Origin of the sequence: Stappia sp. P2PMeth1 (genome assembly GCF_900185735.1) — a bacterium.
Classification (GTDB): Bacteria; Pseudomonadota; Alphaproteobacteria; order Rhizobiales; family Stappiaceae; genus Stappia.
The window spans coordinates 75,451-89,749 of sequence record NZ_FYAW01000017.1 but is presented as its reverse complement, the minus strand read 5'-3'; the positions used below and the strand labels follow the sequence as shown (position 1 = coordinate 89,749).

The 14,299-nt window shown below is 68.0% G+C and carries 13 protein-coding genes; 4 read left to right on the top strand and 9 right to left on the bottom strand.

Annotated elements, in window-relative coordinates:
* Positions 1-19: 19 nt before the first annotated feature.
* The 7 genes from paaD to P2PM1_RS09365 form a co-directional block, all read right to left on the bottom strand.
* Positions 20-532, bottom strand: coding sequence for a 1,2-phenylacetyl-CoA epoxidase subunit PaaD (paaD, locus tag P2PM1_RS09395; protein ID WP_186398867.1), 513 nt, complete (start codon positions 530-532; stop codon positions 20-22).
* Between the two features lie 5 nt (positions 533-537).
* Entirely contained in the window at positions 538-1,305 is a 768-nt protein-coding gene (gene paaC, locus P2PM1_RS09390) for a 1,2-phenylacetyl-CoA epoxidase subunit PaaC (protein ID WP_186398866.1), read from the bottom strand.
* A 14-nt stretch (positions 1,306-1,319) separates the two neighbouring features.
* On the bottom strand, positions 1,320-1,607 hold the full coding sequence (paaB, locus tag P2PM1_RS09385) for a 1,2-phenylacetyl-CoA epoxidase subunit PaaB (protein ID WP_067341684.1): 288 nt from the start codon (positions 1,605-1,607) through the stop codon (positions 1,320-1,322).
* A gap of 107 nt (positions 1,608-1,714) precedes the next feature.
* Complete coding sequence (paaA, locus tag P2PM1_RS09380) at positions 1,715-2,716, bottom strand: 1,2-phenylacetyl-CoA epoxidase subunit PaaA (RefSeq protein WP_186394766.1); 1,002 nt, start codon at positions 2,714-2,716, stop codon at positions 1,715-1,717.
* Positions 2,717-2,879: 163 nt separating this feature from the next.
* The gene (locus tag P2PM1_RS09375) at positions 2,880-3,845 is read right to left on the bottom strand and encodes a PaaX family transcriptional regulator C-terminal domain-containing protein (protein ID WP_186398865.1); all 966 of its coding nucleotides are present in this window, start codon (positions 3,843-3,845) and stop codon (positions 2,880-2,882) included.
* Positions 3,823-4,734 carry an allantoinase PuuE gene (gene puuE, locus P2PM1_RS09370; RefSeq protein WP_186394764.1) on the bottom strand — a complete coding sequence of 304 codons (912 nt, stop codon included), beginning with the start codon at positions 4,732-4,734 and terminating at the stop codon, positions 3,823-3,825. The genes P2PM1_RS09375 and puuE overlap by 23 nt, the downstream gene beginning before the upstream one ends.
* Before the next feature lie 94 nt (positions 4,735-4,828).
* Positions 4,829-5,221: a hypothetical protein gene (locus tag P2PM1_RS09365; protein ID WP_186394763.1), complete on the bottom strand. Its 393-nt coding sequence runs from the start codon at positions 5,219-5,221 to the stop codon at positions 4,829-4,831.
* A 464-nt stretch (positions 5,222-5,685) separates the two neighbouring features.
* On the opposite strand from P2PM1_RS09365, the gene P2PM1_RS09360 reads away from it, so the two are divergent.
* The 3 genes from P2PM1_RS09360 to P2PM1_RS25435 are packed head-to-tail and all read left to right on the top strand — an operon-like array spanning position 5,686 to position 10,965.
* Positions 5,686-6,240 (top strand): PadR family transcriptional regulator, encoded by a 555-nt coding sequence (locus tag P2PM1_RS09360; protein ID WP_186394762.1) that lies wholly within the window; start codon positions 5,686-5,688, stop codon positions 6,238-6,240.
* Positions 6,241-6,265: 25 nt separating this feature from the next.
* Positions 6,266-7,369 (top strand): efflux RND transporter periplasmic adaptor subunit, encoded by a 1,104-nt coding sequence (locus P2PM1_RS09355; protein ID WP_186398864.1) that lies wholly within the window; start codon positions 6,266-6,268, stop codon positions 7,367-7,369.
* Complete coding sequence (locus tag P2PM1_RS25435) at positions 7,366-10,965, top strand: efflux RND transporter permease subunit (protein WP_186398863.1); 3,600 nt, start codon at positions 7,366-7,368, stop codon at positions 10,963-10,965. Before P2PM1_RS09355 ends, P2PM1_RS25435 begins: the two co-directional genes overlap by 4 nt.
* 113 nt (positions 10,966-11,078) lie before the next feature.
* Here the strand turns inward: P2PM1_RS25435 and P2PM1_RS09345 are convergent, their stop codons facing one another.
* Positions 11,079-11,720 carry a TIGR00730 family Rossman fold protein gene (locus P2PM1_RS09345; RefSeq protein WP_186398862.1) on the bottom strand — a complete coding sequence of 214 codons (642 nt, stop codon included), beginning with the start codon at positions 11,718-11,720 and terminating at the stop codon, positions 11,079-11,081.
* Between the two features lie 229 nt (positions 11,721-11,949).
* Between P2PM1_RS09345 and P2PM1_RS09340 the strand changes: the two genes are divergently transcribed.
* On the top strand, positions 11,950-13,626 hold the full coding sequence (locus P2PM1_RS09340) for a LysM peptidoglycan-binding domain-containing protein (protein WP_186398861.1): 1,677 nt from the start codon (positions 11,950-11,952) through the stop codon (positions 13,624-13,626).
* Positions 13,627-13,660: 34 nt separating this feature from the next.
* On the opposite strand, the gene P2PM1_RS09335 is transcribed toward P2PM1_RS09340, so the two are convergent.
* Positions 13,661-14,263, bottom strand: a complete 603-nt coding sequence (locus P2PM1_RS09335) for a TetR/AcrR family transcriptional regulator (protein WP_186389741.1) — start codon at positions 14,261-14,263, stop codon at positions 13,661-13,663.
* Between the last annotated feature and the right edge of the window lie 36 nt (positions 14,264-14,299).

Genomic DNA, 14,299 nt, shown 5'->3' with positions numbered 1-14,299 from the left:
CAGCTCAGTGGCACTTGAATCAGTGGCACTTGAAATAGTCGAACGGCTCGGCGCAGGAGCGGCAGCGCCACAGCGCCTTGCAGGCGGTGGAGCCGAACTCCGACACTTTCTCGGTGTCGTGCGAGCCGCAGCGCGGACAGGCGACCTCGTCGTCGCCGAACAGGGCGCGGCGCGAGGCCTTGCCGGCCGGCGGAGCGATGCCGTAGGCGCGCAGCTTCTCGCGCGCGTCCTCGCTCAGCCAGTCGGTGGTCCAGGCCGGCGACAGCACGGTGTTGACCCGCACCTTGCCGAAGCCTTCCGCCAACAGCGCGGTCTCGATGTCCATGGTGAAGACGGCCATCGCCGGGCAGCCGGTATAGGTCGGCGTGATGTCGACCTCGACCGTGCCGTCGGAGGTAATGCGCACGTCGCGCAGCACGCCGAGATCGCCGATGGTCAGCACCGGGACTTCCGGGTCCGGCACCCGCGCGGCGACCTCGAAGGCGCGCCGGCGGGCGCTCTCCCCCGCGATATCGTGCAGGCGCGAGCCCATCGCCGTCACCACCGCAGGCCCGGCCAGGCCCGCTGCATGTACTGCATTTCGGACAGGAGATGGCCGAAGCTCTCCGAATGACGGCCGGAGCGGCCGCCGGTCTGGAACCAGCCGTCGGGCGGCAGGCGCAGCGTCGCCTCGTCCAGCACCTCGCGCAAGGTGGCGTGCCACTCGTCGCGCAAGGTAGCCGGGTCGACCGCGATGCCGGCGGCGGCCAGCCGCTCGACCACACCGTCGACCTCGAACAGCTCGCCCGTATAGGGCCACAGATGATCGACGGCCGCCTGGGCGCGCTCATGGCTTTCGGTGGTGCCGTCGCCGAGGCGGATGGTCCACTCGGCCGAATGGCGCAGGTGATAGGCCGCTTCCTTCTCCGCCTTGGCGGCGATGGCGGCGAGCGTTGCATCTTTCGAGGCCTTCAGCTCGCGCCATAGCGGCAGCATGAAGGCGGAAAAGAAGAACTGGCGCAGGATGGTCTGCGCGAAATCGCCGTTCGGCTGCTCGACCAGCAGGCAATTGTTGAACTGGCGCTCGGGACGCAGGAAGCAGAGCTGGTCCTCGTCGCGGCCCTCGCCTTCCACCTCGCCGGCGTAAGTGTAGAGCGCGCGCGCCTGGCCGATATGATCGAGCGCGATATTGGCAAGGCCGATATCCTCCTCCAGCGTCGGCGCGTGGCCGCACCACTCGCCGAGGCGCTGGCCGAGAATGGCCGCATCGTCGGCAAGACGCAGGGTATAGGCGAAGAGATCGGCGGTCCGGTCGGTCGTGGTCATGGTGCCGTTCCCGCTCACATGTTGCCGACTTCTTCGGGGATCTCGTAGAAGGTCGGATGCCGGTAGATCTTCGAGGCGGTCGGCTCGAACATCACATCCTTCTCGGTCGGATCGGAGGCGACGATCGCCGAGGACGGCACCACCCAGATGGAGACGCCCTCGCCGCGGCGGGTATAGACGTCGCGCGCGGCCTGCAGCGCCATCTCCTCGTCGGCCGCATGCACCGACCCGCAATGGCGATGCGCCATGCCGGTGCGCGAACGGATGAAGACTTCCCAGAGCGGCGTGTTCTTCTCGGTCATGGTTCTCTCCCTCGGGCTCGCGGGCGGATGGCCGGCGCGAAGCCTCATGGTCCTGCGGAACGTCGTTGTGCCTGTCGCCCGGCGCGTGCCCCGTGCCGGGGTGTCGCTCACTCGGCGGCGATGCGGGCCGCCTCGCGGCGGTTGCGGCGCTTTTCGGCATAGGCAAGGGCCGCCTCGCGCACCCAAGCGCCCTCGTCGAAGGCCTTGCGGCGGGCAGCCAAACGCTCGCGGTTGCACGGGCCGTTGCCGGCGACGACGCGGGCGAACTCCTCCCAGTCGATCTCGCCATATTCCCAGTGGCCGGTGTCCTCGTTGAACTTCAGGTCCGGATCGGGAAGCGTCAGGCCGAGATAATGCGCCTGCGGCACGGTCGCGTCGACGAACTTCTGGCGCAGCTCGTCATTGGTGAAGCGCTTGATCTTCCAGGCCATCGACTGGGCGGAGTGCTTGGAGTCTGTGTCGGAGGGGCCGAACATCATCAGCGACGGCCACCACCAGCGGTTCAGCGCGTCCTGCACCATCTCCTTCTGCTCTTCCGACGAGCGGCACATCTCCAGCAGCAGCTCGTAGCCCTGGCGCTGGTGGAAGCTCTCTTCCTTGCACACGCGGATCATGGCGCGCGAATAGGGGCCGAAGGAGCAGCGGCAGAGCGGGATCTGGTTCATGATCGCCGCGCCGTCGACCAGCCAGCCGATGGCGCCGATATCGGCCCAGGTCAGGGTCGGATAGTTGAAGATGGAGGAGTATTTCGCCTTGCCGGAGAGAAGCTGCTCGGTCAGTTCCTCACGGGACACGCCCAGCGTCTCGGCGGCGGAATAGAGGTAGAGGCCGTGGCCGCCCTCGTCCTGCACCTTGGCGAGCAGCGCCGCCTTGCGCTTCAGGGTCGGGGCGCGGGTGATCCAGTTGCCCTCGGGCAGCATGCCGACGATCTCGGAATGGGCATGCTGGGAGATCTGGCGCACCAGGGTCTTGCGATAGGCCTCCGGCATCCAGTCGTTGGGCTCGATCTTCTCTTCCGCATCGACGCGGGCCTGGAAGGCGGCGAGCAGCGCGGCGTCCTCGCTGCGCTCGTCGGACGCATCACGGGCGTTCAGAGCCTGGGTGTACATGCGATCAACCCCTCCTCGGTTGCCATGCGGGACGCGCCAGCCGCGCGCCTTATCTGCTCGCATTATACGTGACGATATTTTTATATTTCAAGTATTTTTCGTCACACATTAACATATGCCAAATCCGTTCTCGCAAGTGGCTGATTTTGCGGAACTCCCCGCCTCAGCCGGCAGAGAAGCGGCGAAGTTCCGAGGCCTCCGGCGGCGGCAGGGGGCCGTCCGGGCCGCGCGCATGGGCGGCGATCCAGGCCTCGGCCGGCTTGCGCAACGCGCCGTAGAGCCGGGCCGCCAACCGGTTTGCGGCAAGACCCGGCCAGTCGGCGGGCAGCAGCGCGGGCGGCAGCATCGGATCACGCAGGATCAGCCGGCGATAGTCGTGGACGAGCAGGATGCGGCAGACCATCGCCGTCTCCGGCGACAGGCGCGCGTGCCCTGCACCGCCCTGCCCGCTCTCCAGCGCCTCGGCCAGCGGCGCATAGCGCCGGCAGAAGGACTGGTAGCGGCCGGCCAGCGGGGCAAGATCGAAGGCGCGGGCGACGAGATCGGCGTCGGACCCCGCCAGCACGGAGGCCGCCAGCGTCACCGCACCCTCCGCCGCCCCTTGCGGAAACTCGGGCCCGTCGAGCGGCGGGCTGGCCGGGGTGCCGAGCAGGATGCCGGGCGCCAGCAAGCCGTAGCCGGCCTTGCGGGCCGCCTCGCGCAGGCCGTTGCGGCCCTCCGTTTCGGGCAGCACGACGAGCCGCAGCTCCGCCGCGCGCGCCTCGCCTCCTTCCGGCGCAAGCCGGTAGATGCGCTGCGAGGCCGGGGTGAAGGTCGCGCGCCCGGCCGCCGACAGGGCGTAGAAGCTGAGCCGGCCCCGGCGCTCGCGCTCGACCCAGCCGTCGCGGGCAAGCCGCGAGAGCGCGGCGCGCACCGCCGCCGCATCGATGCGCATCAGCCCGAGCAGGTCCGACAGCGTGCCGGCCCAGACCTCGCCGCCGCGCGGGGCGACGAGATCGCCGAAGATCGTGACGATCAGCGACCAGACGCGCAGCGGCTGGGTCTCGTGCAGCCGGTCCAGCAGCGCGCCGGCGAGCGCCTCGACCTCCGCCGGAGCCTTGCCGGCCTCAGCCGGCGGCGTGGTGGGCATGCCAGTGCCAGGCGATGTCGATGCGCCGGGTGACCCAGACCTTCTCGTGCGAGGCGACATAGTCGAGGAAGCGGGCGAGCGCGGCAGCGCGCCCCGGACGGCCGACCAGGCGGCAGTGCAGGCCGATATTCATCATCTTCGGCGCACCGGCCTCGCCTTCCGCATAGAGCGTGTCGAACGTGTCCTTCAGATAGGTGAAGAACTGGTCGCCCGAGTTGAACCCCTGCGCCGTCGCGAAACGCATGTCGTTGGCATCGAGCGTGTAGGGAATGACGAGATGCGGGCCGGACGGCCCTTCCACCCAATAGGGCAGATCGTCGGCATAGCTGTCGGAATCATAGAGGAAGCCGCCCTCCTCCATCACGAGGTCGCGGGTGAACTCCGACGAGCGGCCGGTGTACCAGCCGAGCGGACGCGAGCCGGTGACCTCCTCATGGATGCGGATCGCCTCGGCCATGTGGCGCTTCTCGTCCTCGCGCGAGAAATCCTTGTAGTCGATCCATTTCAGCCCGTGCGAGGCGATTTCCCAGCCGGCCTCGTTCATGGCGGCGACCGCGTCCGGGTTGCGCTGCAGGGCGGTGGCGACGCCATAGACGGTGACGGGCATGGAGCGCTCGGTGAACATCCGCCACAGGCGCCAGAAGCCGGCGCGCGAGCCGTATTCGTAGATCGATTCCATGTTCATGTGGCGCTGGCGATGCCAGGGCGCGGCGCCGACGATCTCCGACAGGAAGGCTTCGGAATGGCTGTCGCCATGGAGGAGGCAGTTCTCGCCGCCCTCCTCGTAGTTGATGACGAACTGGACGGCGACGTTGGCGTCGTTCGGCCACTGCGGATTGGGCGTCTCGCGTCCGTAGCCGACGAGATCGCGCGGATAGGTGTCGCTCATTGGGACCGTCCGTTGCACGAGGGGACCAGGCCCGAAGCGGGCTGCTCAAGGCCGGAGGAAACCCAAAAGCGCGCGCCGATGCAAGGCTTTCGCGTCAGGAGCGGGGCCGGGCCGGTACGGATACGGGCACGGGCACCGGAGCGAGGGCCGGCTCGAGCGCACCCTTGACGTCGAGGCGCATGCGGCGGCCGCTGTCGTCGCCCGGCTCGGAGGGCAGCGCCATGATCGCCGCGCCCATGGCGGCCGAGCACAGGGTGATCATCAGGCCCGCCAGCAGCACCAGGATCGGCAGCCAGGGCTGGTCGGAGGCCAGGATCAGGCTGCGCAGCCCGCCGGTGTCGAGCCACAACAGCCCGCCGAGCACGATGGCGGCGGCGAAAGCACCGATCAGCCAGTTGATGGCCAGGAGCCGGAAGAAGGGCTGCGCCAGCAGGCGGGAGACGCCGCCGGGCCGCCGGGAAGGTTGCATGTCTTGCATGTCGGTCATGGATCCGCACTCTCGTTCGCGGCGTAAAGGCTGTCGGGCCATCGCTCCGGCCCCTTTGCAGGCCACCGTTCCCCGAAGATGGCGCAGACGACCGGAATGTCCACGCGGTCGACTGCCGCAGGCAGGGCTGCGCCCCGCCTTTCAAGGTCATCGGAAAAAGCTGCAGGCTACGAAAAATCCCTCACTGGCCGCTTGTGCCGCAGGGTCCGAAGCCTATATAAGGCGGAAGTATATCGATCCGATATATCCATAATCAAGAATATACCGAACCGGCACTGTCCGCAGCCAGCAGGCGCCCCCATCGGGCGAAAAACGCAAGCACGGTCGGGACGGACAGGCCATGAGAACGGAAGGACGGATCGCACCGCAAGGACCGCGACCCGCGACGGCCGGACAACAAGATCGCCCGCTTTTCGGCAGGGCGACGGGCCGCCATTCCCGGCGAGGGTGGAAGGGACCTGAGTATGAGCGTCAGAACACTGTGCCTTGCAATCCTGAATTTCGGAGACGCCACCGGCTATGAGATCCGCAAGCTCTCGACCGAAGGCAAGTACAGCTACTTCGTCGACGCCAGTTTCGGCTCGATCTATCCCGCGCTGGCGCGGCTGGAGGCCGAAGGGCTCGTCACGGTGCGCGAGGAGGCCCAGAGCGGCAAGCCCTCGCGCAAGGTCTATTCGATCACCGAGGCCGGCCGCGCCGAGTTCATCCGCGACCTCAGCCAACTGCCGGCGCCGGACATCTACCGCTCGCCGTTCCTGCTGGTCGCCATGTGCGCCGAAATGGTGGGGCCGGACGTCATCCGCAAGGCCATCGACGCGCGACTGGAGCATATGCGTGGGGATCTGGCCAAGCTCGAAGCCATTGCCGGCGAGCCCTGCGACCACCGTCCGGCAGCCCGCTTCATCCTGGAATACGGGCGCAGTTGCATGACCGAGGACATCCGCTTCCTGGAAGCGAACCGACACCGACTTGAAGACATCGCACGCGGCCTCCCTGCCCTCCCGCAGGCGGCCGAGTGACCGAAAACTCCCCGGAGATCACCGAATGAAGATCCGCTTCTCCTACGTTCTCGCGGTCGGCATCGTCGCCGGCGTCGCGGGCTGGATGTGGACGGGCACCTTTGTCGCGGGCGGCCTCGCCGATTCGCCGAATGCAACGCCGCCTCCCTCGCAGCGTGCGGAGGAAGCGGCGGCAAAGCCGTTCCGCGTCGCCGTGCGCGACATCGTCGCCGAACCGCGCCGTTCGGTCCTGGTGATCCGCGGCCGCACGGAAGCCGATGCCAAGGTCGAGGTTCGCGCCGAGACCAGCGGCCGGGTGTCCGAACGGCGGGTCCAGGAAGGGCAGCCGATCGCCAAGGACGACGTGCTTTGCGTGCTCGACAAGGGCGCGCGCGAGGCCAAGGTGCTGGAAGCCAAGGCGCTGCTTGCCCAGGCGGAGCTCGACCATACCGCCGCGACCCAGCTCAAGGAGAAGGGCTTCACCGCCCAGACCCGGGTTGCCGCGCTGCGCGCGGCGATGGACGCCGCCAGCGCCAAGCTGGAGGAGCAGGAGCTCGAGCTGGCCCGCACGATCATCAAGGCGCCGATTTCCGGCATTGTCGAGAGCCCGATGGTCAGTGTCGGCACGGTCCTCGCCATCGGCGGCATCTGCGCCACGATCATCGACGCCGACCCGATCCTGGCGATCGGCCAGGTGTCGGAGCGCGACGTGGGCAAGCTCGAGATCGGCCAGGAGGCAGAGGTGGAACTCGTCGCGGGCGGCACAGCCACCGGCAGGATCCGCTACATCGCGCCGGCCGCCGACTCGTCCACCCGCACCTTCCGTGTCGAGATCGTCATCGACAACAAGGATGGCGCGATCCGCGACGGCATCACCGCGACAGCCAGAGTGCCGCTGCGCGAGGAACGCGCCCACCAGCTCAGCTCCGGCGTGCTGACGCTGAATGACGCCGGCACGCTCGGCATCCGCGCCGTCGACGAGGCCAACCGCGTGGTCTTCCACCCGGTGATCGTGCTCGGCGGCGACATCGACGGCCTGTGGGTCGGCGGCCTGCCCGAGCAGGTGCGGCTGATCGTGACCGGTCAGGACTACGTAACCGACGGCCAGGTGGTCGAACCGGTGACCAGCACGGCGGAGGCCACGCAATGATCTCGATGCTCGAGACTGTCCTGCGACGGCCGAAGACCGTCCTCACCCTGATGGTGGTGATGGTCGCGGCCGGCATCATGGCCTATATCGGCGTGCCGAAAGAGGCCGATCCGGACATCGACATCCCGGTGTTCTACGTGTCGATCACCCAGCAGGGCATTTCGCCCGGCGACGCGGAGCGTCTGATCGCCAGGCCGATGGAAACCTCCCTGCGCGGCCTCGACGGGCTGAAGGAGATCACCACGATCTCCGGCGAAGGCCATGTCGGCGTCCTGCTGGAGTTCAACATCGACTTCGACAAGACCAAGGCGCTCGCCGACGTGCGGGACAAGGTCGATCAGGCCAAGGCGGAGCTGCCGTCGGAAGCCGACGAGCCGACCATCACCGAAACCAACTTCGCCTTGATGCCGACGATTTTCGTCACCCTGTCGGGCGACGTGCCGGAGCGCACGCTGTACCGGCACGCGCGGCGGCTGAAGAACGACATCGAGGCGATTCCGACCGTGCTGAAGGCGGACCTTTCCGGCCATCGGGAGGAACTGCTGGAAGTCATCATCGACAGCATGAAGCTGGAATCCTACCAGGTCACCCAGCAGGAACTGCTGACCTCGCTGGCGAACAACAACCAACTGGTGCCCGCCGGCTTCCTGGACAACGGCCAGGGCCGCTTCAACGTCAAGGTGCCGGGCCTCGTCGAGACCGCGGCCGACGTCTACACCCTGCCGATCAAGCAGAGCGGCGAAGGCGTCGTGACGCTCGGCGACATCGCCGAGATCCGCCGCACCTTCAAGGATCCGACCAGCTTCACCCGCGTCAACGGCCATCCGGCGATCTCCATCGACGTGGTCAAGCGCAAGGGCACCAACATCATCGAGAACAACGCGGCGGTGCGCGCGGTCGTGGCCTCGGTCACGAAGGACTGGCCGGAGACGATCCGGATCGACTTCATCCTCGACAAGTCGGAGGACATCTACGAAATCCTCGGCTCGCTGGAGGCCTCGATCCTGACCGCCATCTTCCTGGTGATGGTGGTCATCATCTGGGCGCTCGGCATCAAGTCGGCGCTGCTCGTCGGCATCGCCATTCCCGCCTCCTTCATGGTCGGTTTCCTGATCCTGCAGTCAGTGGGCATGACGGTGAACACGATGGTGATGTTCGGCCTGGTGCTGACCGTCGGCATGCTGGTCGACGGCGCCATCGTCATGGTCGAGTATGCCGACCGCAAGGTCGCCGAGGGCATGGAGGCGCAGGAGGCCTATATCCGCGCCTCGAAGCTGATGTTCTGGCCGATCGTGTCTTCGACGGCGACGACTCTGGCCGCCTTCCTGCCGATGCTGCTGTGGCCCGGCGTTGCCGGCGAGTTCATGAGCTACCTGCCGATCATGGTGATCATCGTGCTCAGCGCCTCGCTGCTGACCGCGCTGGTCTTCCTTCCCGCCACCGGCGCGGCGATGTCCGGCGCCATCTCCTGGGTCGGCCGCAATGCCGAATGGGTGATGGCCTTGCTGGTCGGGGCGGTGGTGGCCGTGCTGCTCGCCCATCCGGCGACGGCAGGCCTGCTGCCCCTGCCCTCGATGCTGGTTCTGCCGGTCGCCGCCGGCGCGGGCCTTGCCGCGGGACTTGCCGCCTATCGCGGCCTGGCGCCGCTGATCCGGCTGTCGCGCCGCCGGGCCCGGCGGAACGCGGCGGAAGAGCAGCACATGGCCCGGCTGCTGTCGGCGGGCGAGAAGTTCGACCCGCGCAAGATCCGTGGCTTCACCGGCCTCTATGTCCGGATGCTGGGCTTCTGCGCCGGTCGGCCGATCGGCAACGTGGTGACGCTGGTCGGTCTGGTGCTGCTGTCCGGCGGCATCCTGACCTACTTCATGGCCAACTCGCAGGGCGTCGAGTTCTTCGTCGAGGAGGAGCCGAACTCGGCCATCGTGCTGGTCTCGGCGCGCGGCAACTTCTCCGCCCGCGAGGCTCTGAACCTGGCGCTCGCCGTCGAGCGCGAGGTGATCGACGTCAAGGGCATCAAGAACGCGGTGATGTCGGTGACCACCGGCAGCAGTAGCGGCGGCGGCATGATGGGCGTGCAGGACAAGCCCGCCGACGTGATCGCCCAGATCAACCTGGAGTTCTCCGACTATTGCTGCCGGCGGAACTGGAAGCAGATCTCCGCCGAAATCCGCGAGCGCACGGCGAGCCTGCCGGGCATCTTCGTGGAAACCCGCGAGATCGAGGGCGGCCCGCCGACGGGCAAGGACGTCCGCCTGCAGATCACCTCCACCAGCTACAACGACCTGACGGCGGCGGTGGCCAAGGTGCGCACCCATGTCGACACGATGGAAAGCCTGCAGGACCGCGAGGACAGCCGGCCGCTGCCGGGCATCGAATGGCAGATCTCCATCGACCGCGAGCAGGCCGGCCGGTTCCAGGCCGGCATCGGCTCGGTCGGCTCGATGGTGCAGCTCGTCACCAACGGCGTGTTGATCGGCAAGTATCGGCCGGACGATTCGGAAGACGAGGTGGACATCCGCGTCCGCCTGCCGGAGACGGAGCGCACGCTCGACCGGTTCGATTCCCTGCGCCTGCAGACGCCGCTCGGCCAGGTGCCGCTGTCGAACTTCATCGACCGGGCACCGCAGCAGAAGGTGACGACGATCACCCGCCGCGACGGGCTCTATGCGATGGACGTGAAGGCCAATGTGGTGATGACCGACACGATCACCACCTCGGACGGCGTCACGCGGCCGCTGACCGCCAACGACAAGGTGGCGGAGTTGCAGGCCTGGCTCGACACCCAGCAATGGCCGGACAATGTCTTCTTCCGGTTCCGCGGTGCCGACGAGGACCAGAAGGAGTCCGGCGAGTTCCTGATGAAGGCGATGGTCGGTTCGCTGTTCCTGATGTTCATCATCCTGGTGACGCAGTTCAACAGCTTCTACCAGACGTTCCTGACGCTCTCGACGGTGATCATGTCGATCTTCGGCGTGTTGCTCGGCATGGCGCTGATGGGACAGAAGTTCTCGATCATCATGACGGGAACGGGCGTGGTGGCGCTGGCCGGCATCGTGGTGAACAACGCCATCGTGCTGATCGACACCTACAACCGCTTCCGCGAGGACGGGATCGAACCGGTGGAAGCCGTGCTGAAGACCTCGGCGCAGCGTATCCGGCCGGTGCTTCTGACCACCATCACCACCATCGCCGGCCTGGTGCCGATGATGACGCAGCTCAACCTCGACTTCTTCAACCGGGTGGTCGCGCTTGGCTCGATCACGGCGGTGTGGTGGGTCCAGCTTTCGACGGCGGTGATCTTCGGTCTCGGCTTCGCCACCATCCTGACGCTGATCGTCATCCCGACCATGCTGGCGATGCCGACGGTGTGGATGCGGATGTTCGCCTCCTGGCGGGGCGGAAAGGCGGACGCCGCAACGGCCTCCGATGCCCTCGAAGAAGAGGAGCGGGACGGGCCGCAGCAGCAGCCGGCAGCGCCCGTGGCACCGGCCTCCGCCGTCTTCGGTGCGCCGGGCTCGGCCACGGTGACCGCGATCGGCCCGCGCAAGGACGAGCGCAGGGCACCGCCCGACGGCCTGCCGCAAGCGGCCGAGTAAAGCCGGCAGAAAAAGAGCCCGCGGGACCCATCCCGCGGGCTCTTTTTATCGGGCAAAGCTCTATTTATCGGGCAAAGCCAGTCCCTTGCAGGCGCGGGCTCCGGCCCTTCCGGTCAGAGCCTCTCGAGATCGGCGACACCGGCCTCGGTGTCGTCCTTGCGCAGATCGGACGGCCGGCGCAGGGCGGGGAGGATCTCGGCGACGCTGTTCGCCACCCGGTAGTCGACCTCGAAGCCGGCCCGGATGAACCCCTCCGCCCGCATATGCGCCAGCATGTCGATGAGGGGGCGCCAGAAGCCGCCGATATCCGCCAGCACCACCGGCTTGCAATGCTGGCCGAGCTGCCCCCAGGTCAGCATCTCCACCACCTCTTCCAGCGTGCCGATGCCGCCGGGCAGCGCCACGAACCCGTCGGCGCGCTCGAACATGATGCGCTTGCGCTCGTGCATGTCGCGCGTGACGATCAGCTCGCTGACCGCCTGCATCATCACCTCGCGCTCCTCCAGGAAGCCGGGAATGACGCCGGTGACATGGCCGCCCGCCTCCAGCGCGGAGCGGGCGACCGCCCCCATCAGCCCGAGCGAGCCGCCGCCATAGACGAGGTTCAGCCTTTCGGCGGCAAGCGTGCGGCCAAGCTCCCGCGCCGCCGCCATATAATGGGGTTCGGTCCCCTCGCCGGTGCCGCAATAGACGCAAACGGAGGACAGGCGGCGGACCTCGGTCTCGCCGCAAGGTGTCGTATGATCCTGTTTCATGCCTTTAGATGTGCCGTCCCTGCCCCTCCGGGTCAAGCATGCAGCGTCCGGCGCGTGCCCGGAGGGGACCGACGCGAAAACGCTTCGAAACGGTGCAGATCAGAGGGCCGGCTTGCTTGCCGGCTGGCGCTTTAGCGTATAGTCATGCGGTGGAATTCCGGGGCCTGCGGCACATATTATATCGTACCGGGAACCGCAGGGTGCGAATCGCGGGGAGCGCGGGGTCTTCATGTCGCAGAAACTCATCATCCAGTTGCTTGTCCTGCTCGGCCTTGTCGGTGCCGGCGCGGTCGGCTACCACCTGTCGCAGAAGGACGACGGCCCTGCCAGACAGACGGCGGAGGCGCCGGCGACCGGTGAGGCGGCGACACAGACCGCGGCAACCGAAGCACCTGCCAAGGCGGAAGAGCCGCAGGCGGCCGCAACGCCCCAGGACACCACCGATATCGGCGGCAAGACGGCGGATGAGCGGATCGCCGCACTTCCCTCGTTCGACCTGATGCGGGTCGAACCGGACGGCTCGGCCGTCGTTGCCGGCCGCTCCGAGGCCGGGGCGATCGTCGCGCTGCTGGCGAACGGCCAGGTGGTCGGCAGGGGCATCGCCAATGCCGCCGGCGAATTCGCCATCGTGCTCGACGAGCCGCTGCCCCCCGGCGCCCATGCGGTGACGCTGGAGACCCGCGACGCCGACGGCAAGGTGCTGAGCGAATCGAGCCAGTCGATGGCCGTTTCGGTACCGCAGGACCGGTCGACCGACGAAGTGCTGGTCATGCTCAACGAGCCCGGCGCGCCGTCGCAGATCCTTCAGAAGCCGCAGCAGATCGCCGACGCCGGCGCTGCTGCGGGTCAGGCGCAGACCGAACAGGCGCAGACCGAACAGGCGGCGCCCCAACAGGCGCAGACCGAACAGGCGACTTTGGACCAGGCGACTTTGGACCAGGCGACGTCGGACCAGGCGGGCGAGGCTCCGTCCACCGCGCAGGAGGTCGCCGCCGCCAGCGCAAGCGGGGCACCGGCCGACACCGGCAGTGATGCCGCCGCGCCGCAAGCCGCAACCGGCGGGGAGCGCGAACAGCCGTCGGCGGGGCAGGACGCCCCGGCGCAGGAGCAGCCCCGGACCGATGCTCCGGCACAGCCGCAGCTCGCGGACGCCGCCCCCTCCTCCGACACCGGAGCGACGACGACGGAAGCGGCCGGAACGGAAGCAGCCGGCACGGAGCAGACCGCCGAAGCCCCTGCCACCGCCGAGCCCCCGGCAACGGCCGAACTTGCCACGGCTCCGGCTGGCGCCGATGCGCCTGCCGCCGGCGCCACGGCCGAGGCACCGGCCGGGACCGCGCCGACCGGCAGCGATGCCGCGCCGACCGTCACGGTCGAGGCCGTCGAAGCGGAAGGTTCGAAGGTCTTCGTCGCCGGTTCGGGCCAGCCCAACAGCACCGTGCGCGTCTATCTCGACAACCAGTTGGTCGGCGAGGCGAGGACGGACGCGCAGGGCCGCTGGCTGCTGGAAACGCAAGGCGAGGTCAACCCGGGCGAGGTGGCCGTGCGCGCCGACCAGGTGACGTCCGGCGACGGCGCGGTGGCCGCCCGTGCCGAGGTGACCTTCGAAAAGGCCGCCGACGAGGCCGTCATCCTGCGCCCGGTGGCGCTGTCGGGCGAGGCCGGCGCCGGCTCGGGCGCCAGCGGCGATGCCGGCACCCGGCAGATCCCCAGCGTCATCATCCGCACCGGCGACAATCTGTGGACCATCTCGCAGCGCCGCTACGGCGCCGGCATCCGCTACACGACGATCTACCAGGCCAACAAGGACCAGATCCGCAACCCGGACCTGATCTATCCGGGCCAGGTCTTCATGCTGCCGGAAGGCGATCGCAACTGGCCGGCCGAGCGCGCGACCGGCGGCTGAGGCCGACCGGACAGCGTGACGCCGCGCCGGCCCGTCAACCGGCGAGGCTGCGGGCGCCGTCGAGGATCAGGCGGGTGGCGATGCGGGCATAGTCGGAGCGGCTGACGGCACCGCCCTCGCGGAACCAGAGATAATGCCAGTTGACCATGCCGAAGAGGCTCATGGTCACCGGTTTCAGCAGCGCCGAGCCGGGTTCGGAGAGCTGCGGCACCGCCTGCGCCAGGGCGCCGGCGAAGAGCTGCACCAGGCGGCGCTCGCGCGCCTTCAGCTCCTCCTGCTGCTCGGCCGGCAGCCGCTTCATCTCGTTGATCTGGATCTTGTGCTCAGCATTGGCGTCGCGATAGGCGTCGAGCAGCGCCGAGACATAGCCGAGCAGCAGTTCCTCTCCGGTCATCTCCGGCGAACCGCCCTCCTCCACGGCGGCGATCAGCTCGTCGAGATGATCGCGGATGATGTCGAAGAGCAGCGCGTCCTTGTTGGCGTAGTAGTGATAGAGCAGCGCCTTGGAAACGCCGCAGCCGAGCGCGATCTGGTTCATCGAAGCGCGGTCGAACCCGTGTTCGGCAAAGAGCTCCGCCGAGGTCTTCAGGATCGCCTTGCGCTTGTCGTCATAGTCCTCGGCGCGCGGGCGTGCCATGTCGTCCAGTCCCCCGGTGGTCCGGTTGCGGTGGGG

Excerpts from the sequence above, each read along its gene's own strand:
- P2PM1_RS09360 (WP_186394762.1), top strand. The coding sequence starts at position 5,686 with ATGAGCGTCAGAACACTGTGCCTTGCAATCCTGAATTTCGGAGACGCC.
- paaA (WP_186394766.1), bottom strand. The coding sequence starts at position 2,716 with ATGTACACCCAGGCTCTGAACGCCCGTGATGCGTCCGACGAGCGCAGC.
- P2PM1_RS09335 (WP_186389741.1), bottom strand. The coding sequence starts at position 14,263 with ATGGCACGCCCGCGCGCCGAGGACTATGACGACAAGCGCAAGGCGATC.
- paaC (WP_186398866.1), bottom strand. The coding sequence starts at position 1,305 with ATGACCACGACCGACCGGACCGCCGATCTCTTCGCCTATACCCTGCGT.
- paaB (WP_067341684.1), bottom strand. The coding sequence starts at position 1,607 with ATGACCGAGAAGAACACGCCGCTCTGGGAAGTCTTCATCCGTTCGCGC.
- P2PM1_RS09355 (WP_186398864.1), top strand. The coding sequence starts at position 6,266 with ATGAAGATCCGCTTCTCCTACGTTCTCGCGGTCGGCATCGTCGCCGGC.
- P2PM1_RS09375 (WP_186398865.1), bottom strand. The coding sequence starts at position 3,845 with ATGCCCACCACGCCGCCGGCTGAGGCCGGCAAGGCTCCGGCGGAGGTC.
- P2PM1_RS25435 (WP_186398863.1), top strand. The coding sequence starts at position 7,366 with ATGATCTCGATGCTCGAGACTGTCCTGCGACGGCCGAAGACCGTCCTC.
- P2PM1_RS09340 (WP_186398861.1), top strand. The coding sequence starts at position 11,950 with ATGTCGCAGAAACTCATCATCCAGTTGCTTGTCCTGCTCGGCCTTGTC.
- paaD (WP_186398867.1), bottom strand. The coding sequence starts at position 532 with ATGGGCTCGCGCCTGCACGATATCGCGGGGGAGAGCGCCCGCCGGCGC.
- puuE (WP_186394764.1), bottom strand. The coding sequence starts at position 4,734 with ATGAGCGACACCTATCCGCGCGATCTCGTCGGCTACGGACGCGAGACG.
- P2PM1_RS09345 (WP_186398862.1), bottom strand. The coding sequence starts at position 11,720 with ATGAAACAGGATCATACGACACCTTGCGGCGAGACCGAGGTCCGCCGC.
- P2PM1_RS09365 (WP_186394763.1), bottom strand. The coding sequence starts at position 5,221 with ATGACCGACATGCAAGACATGCAACCTTCCCGGCGGCCCGGCGGCGTC.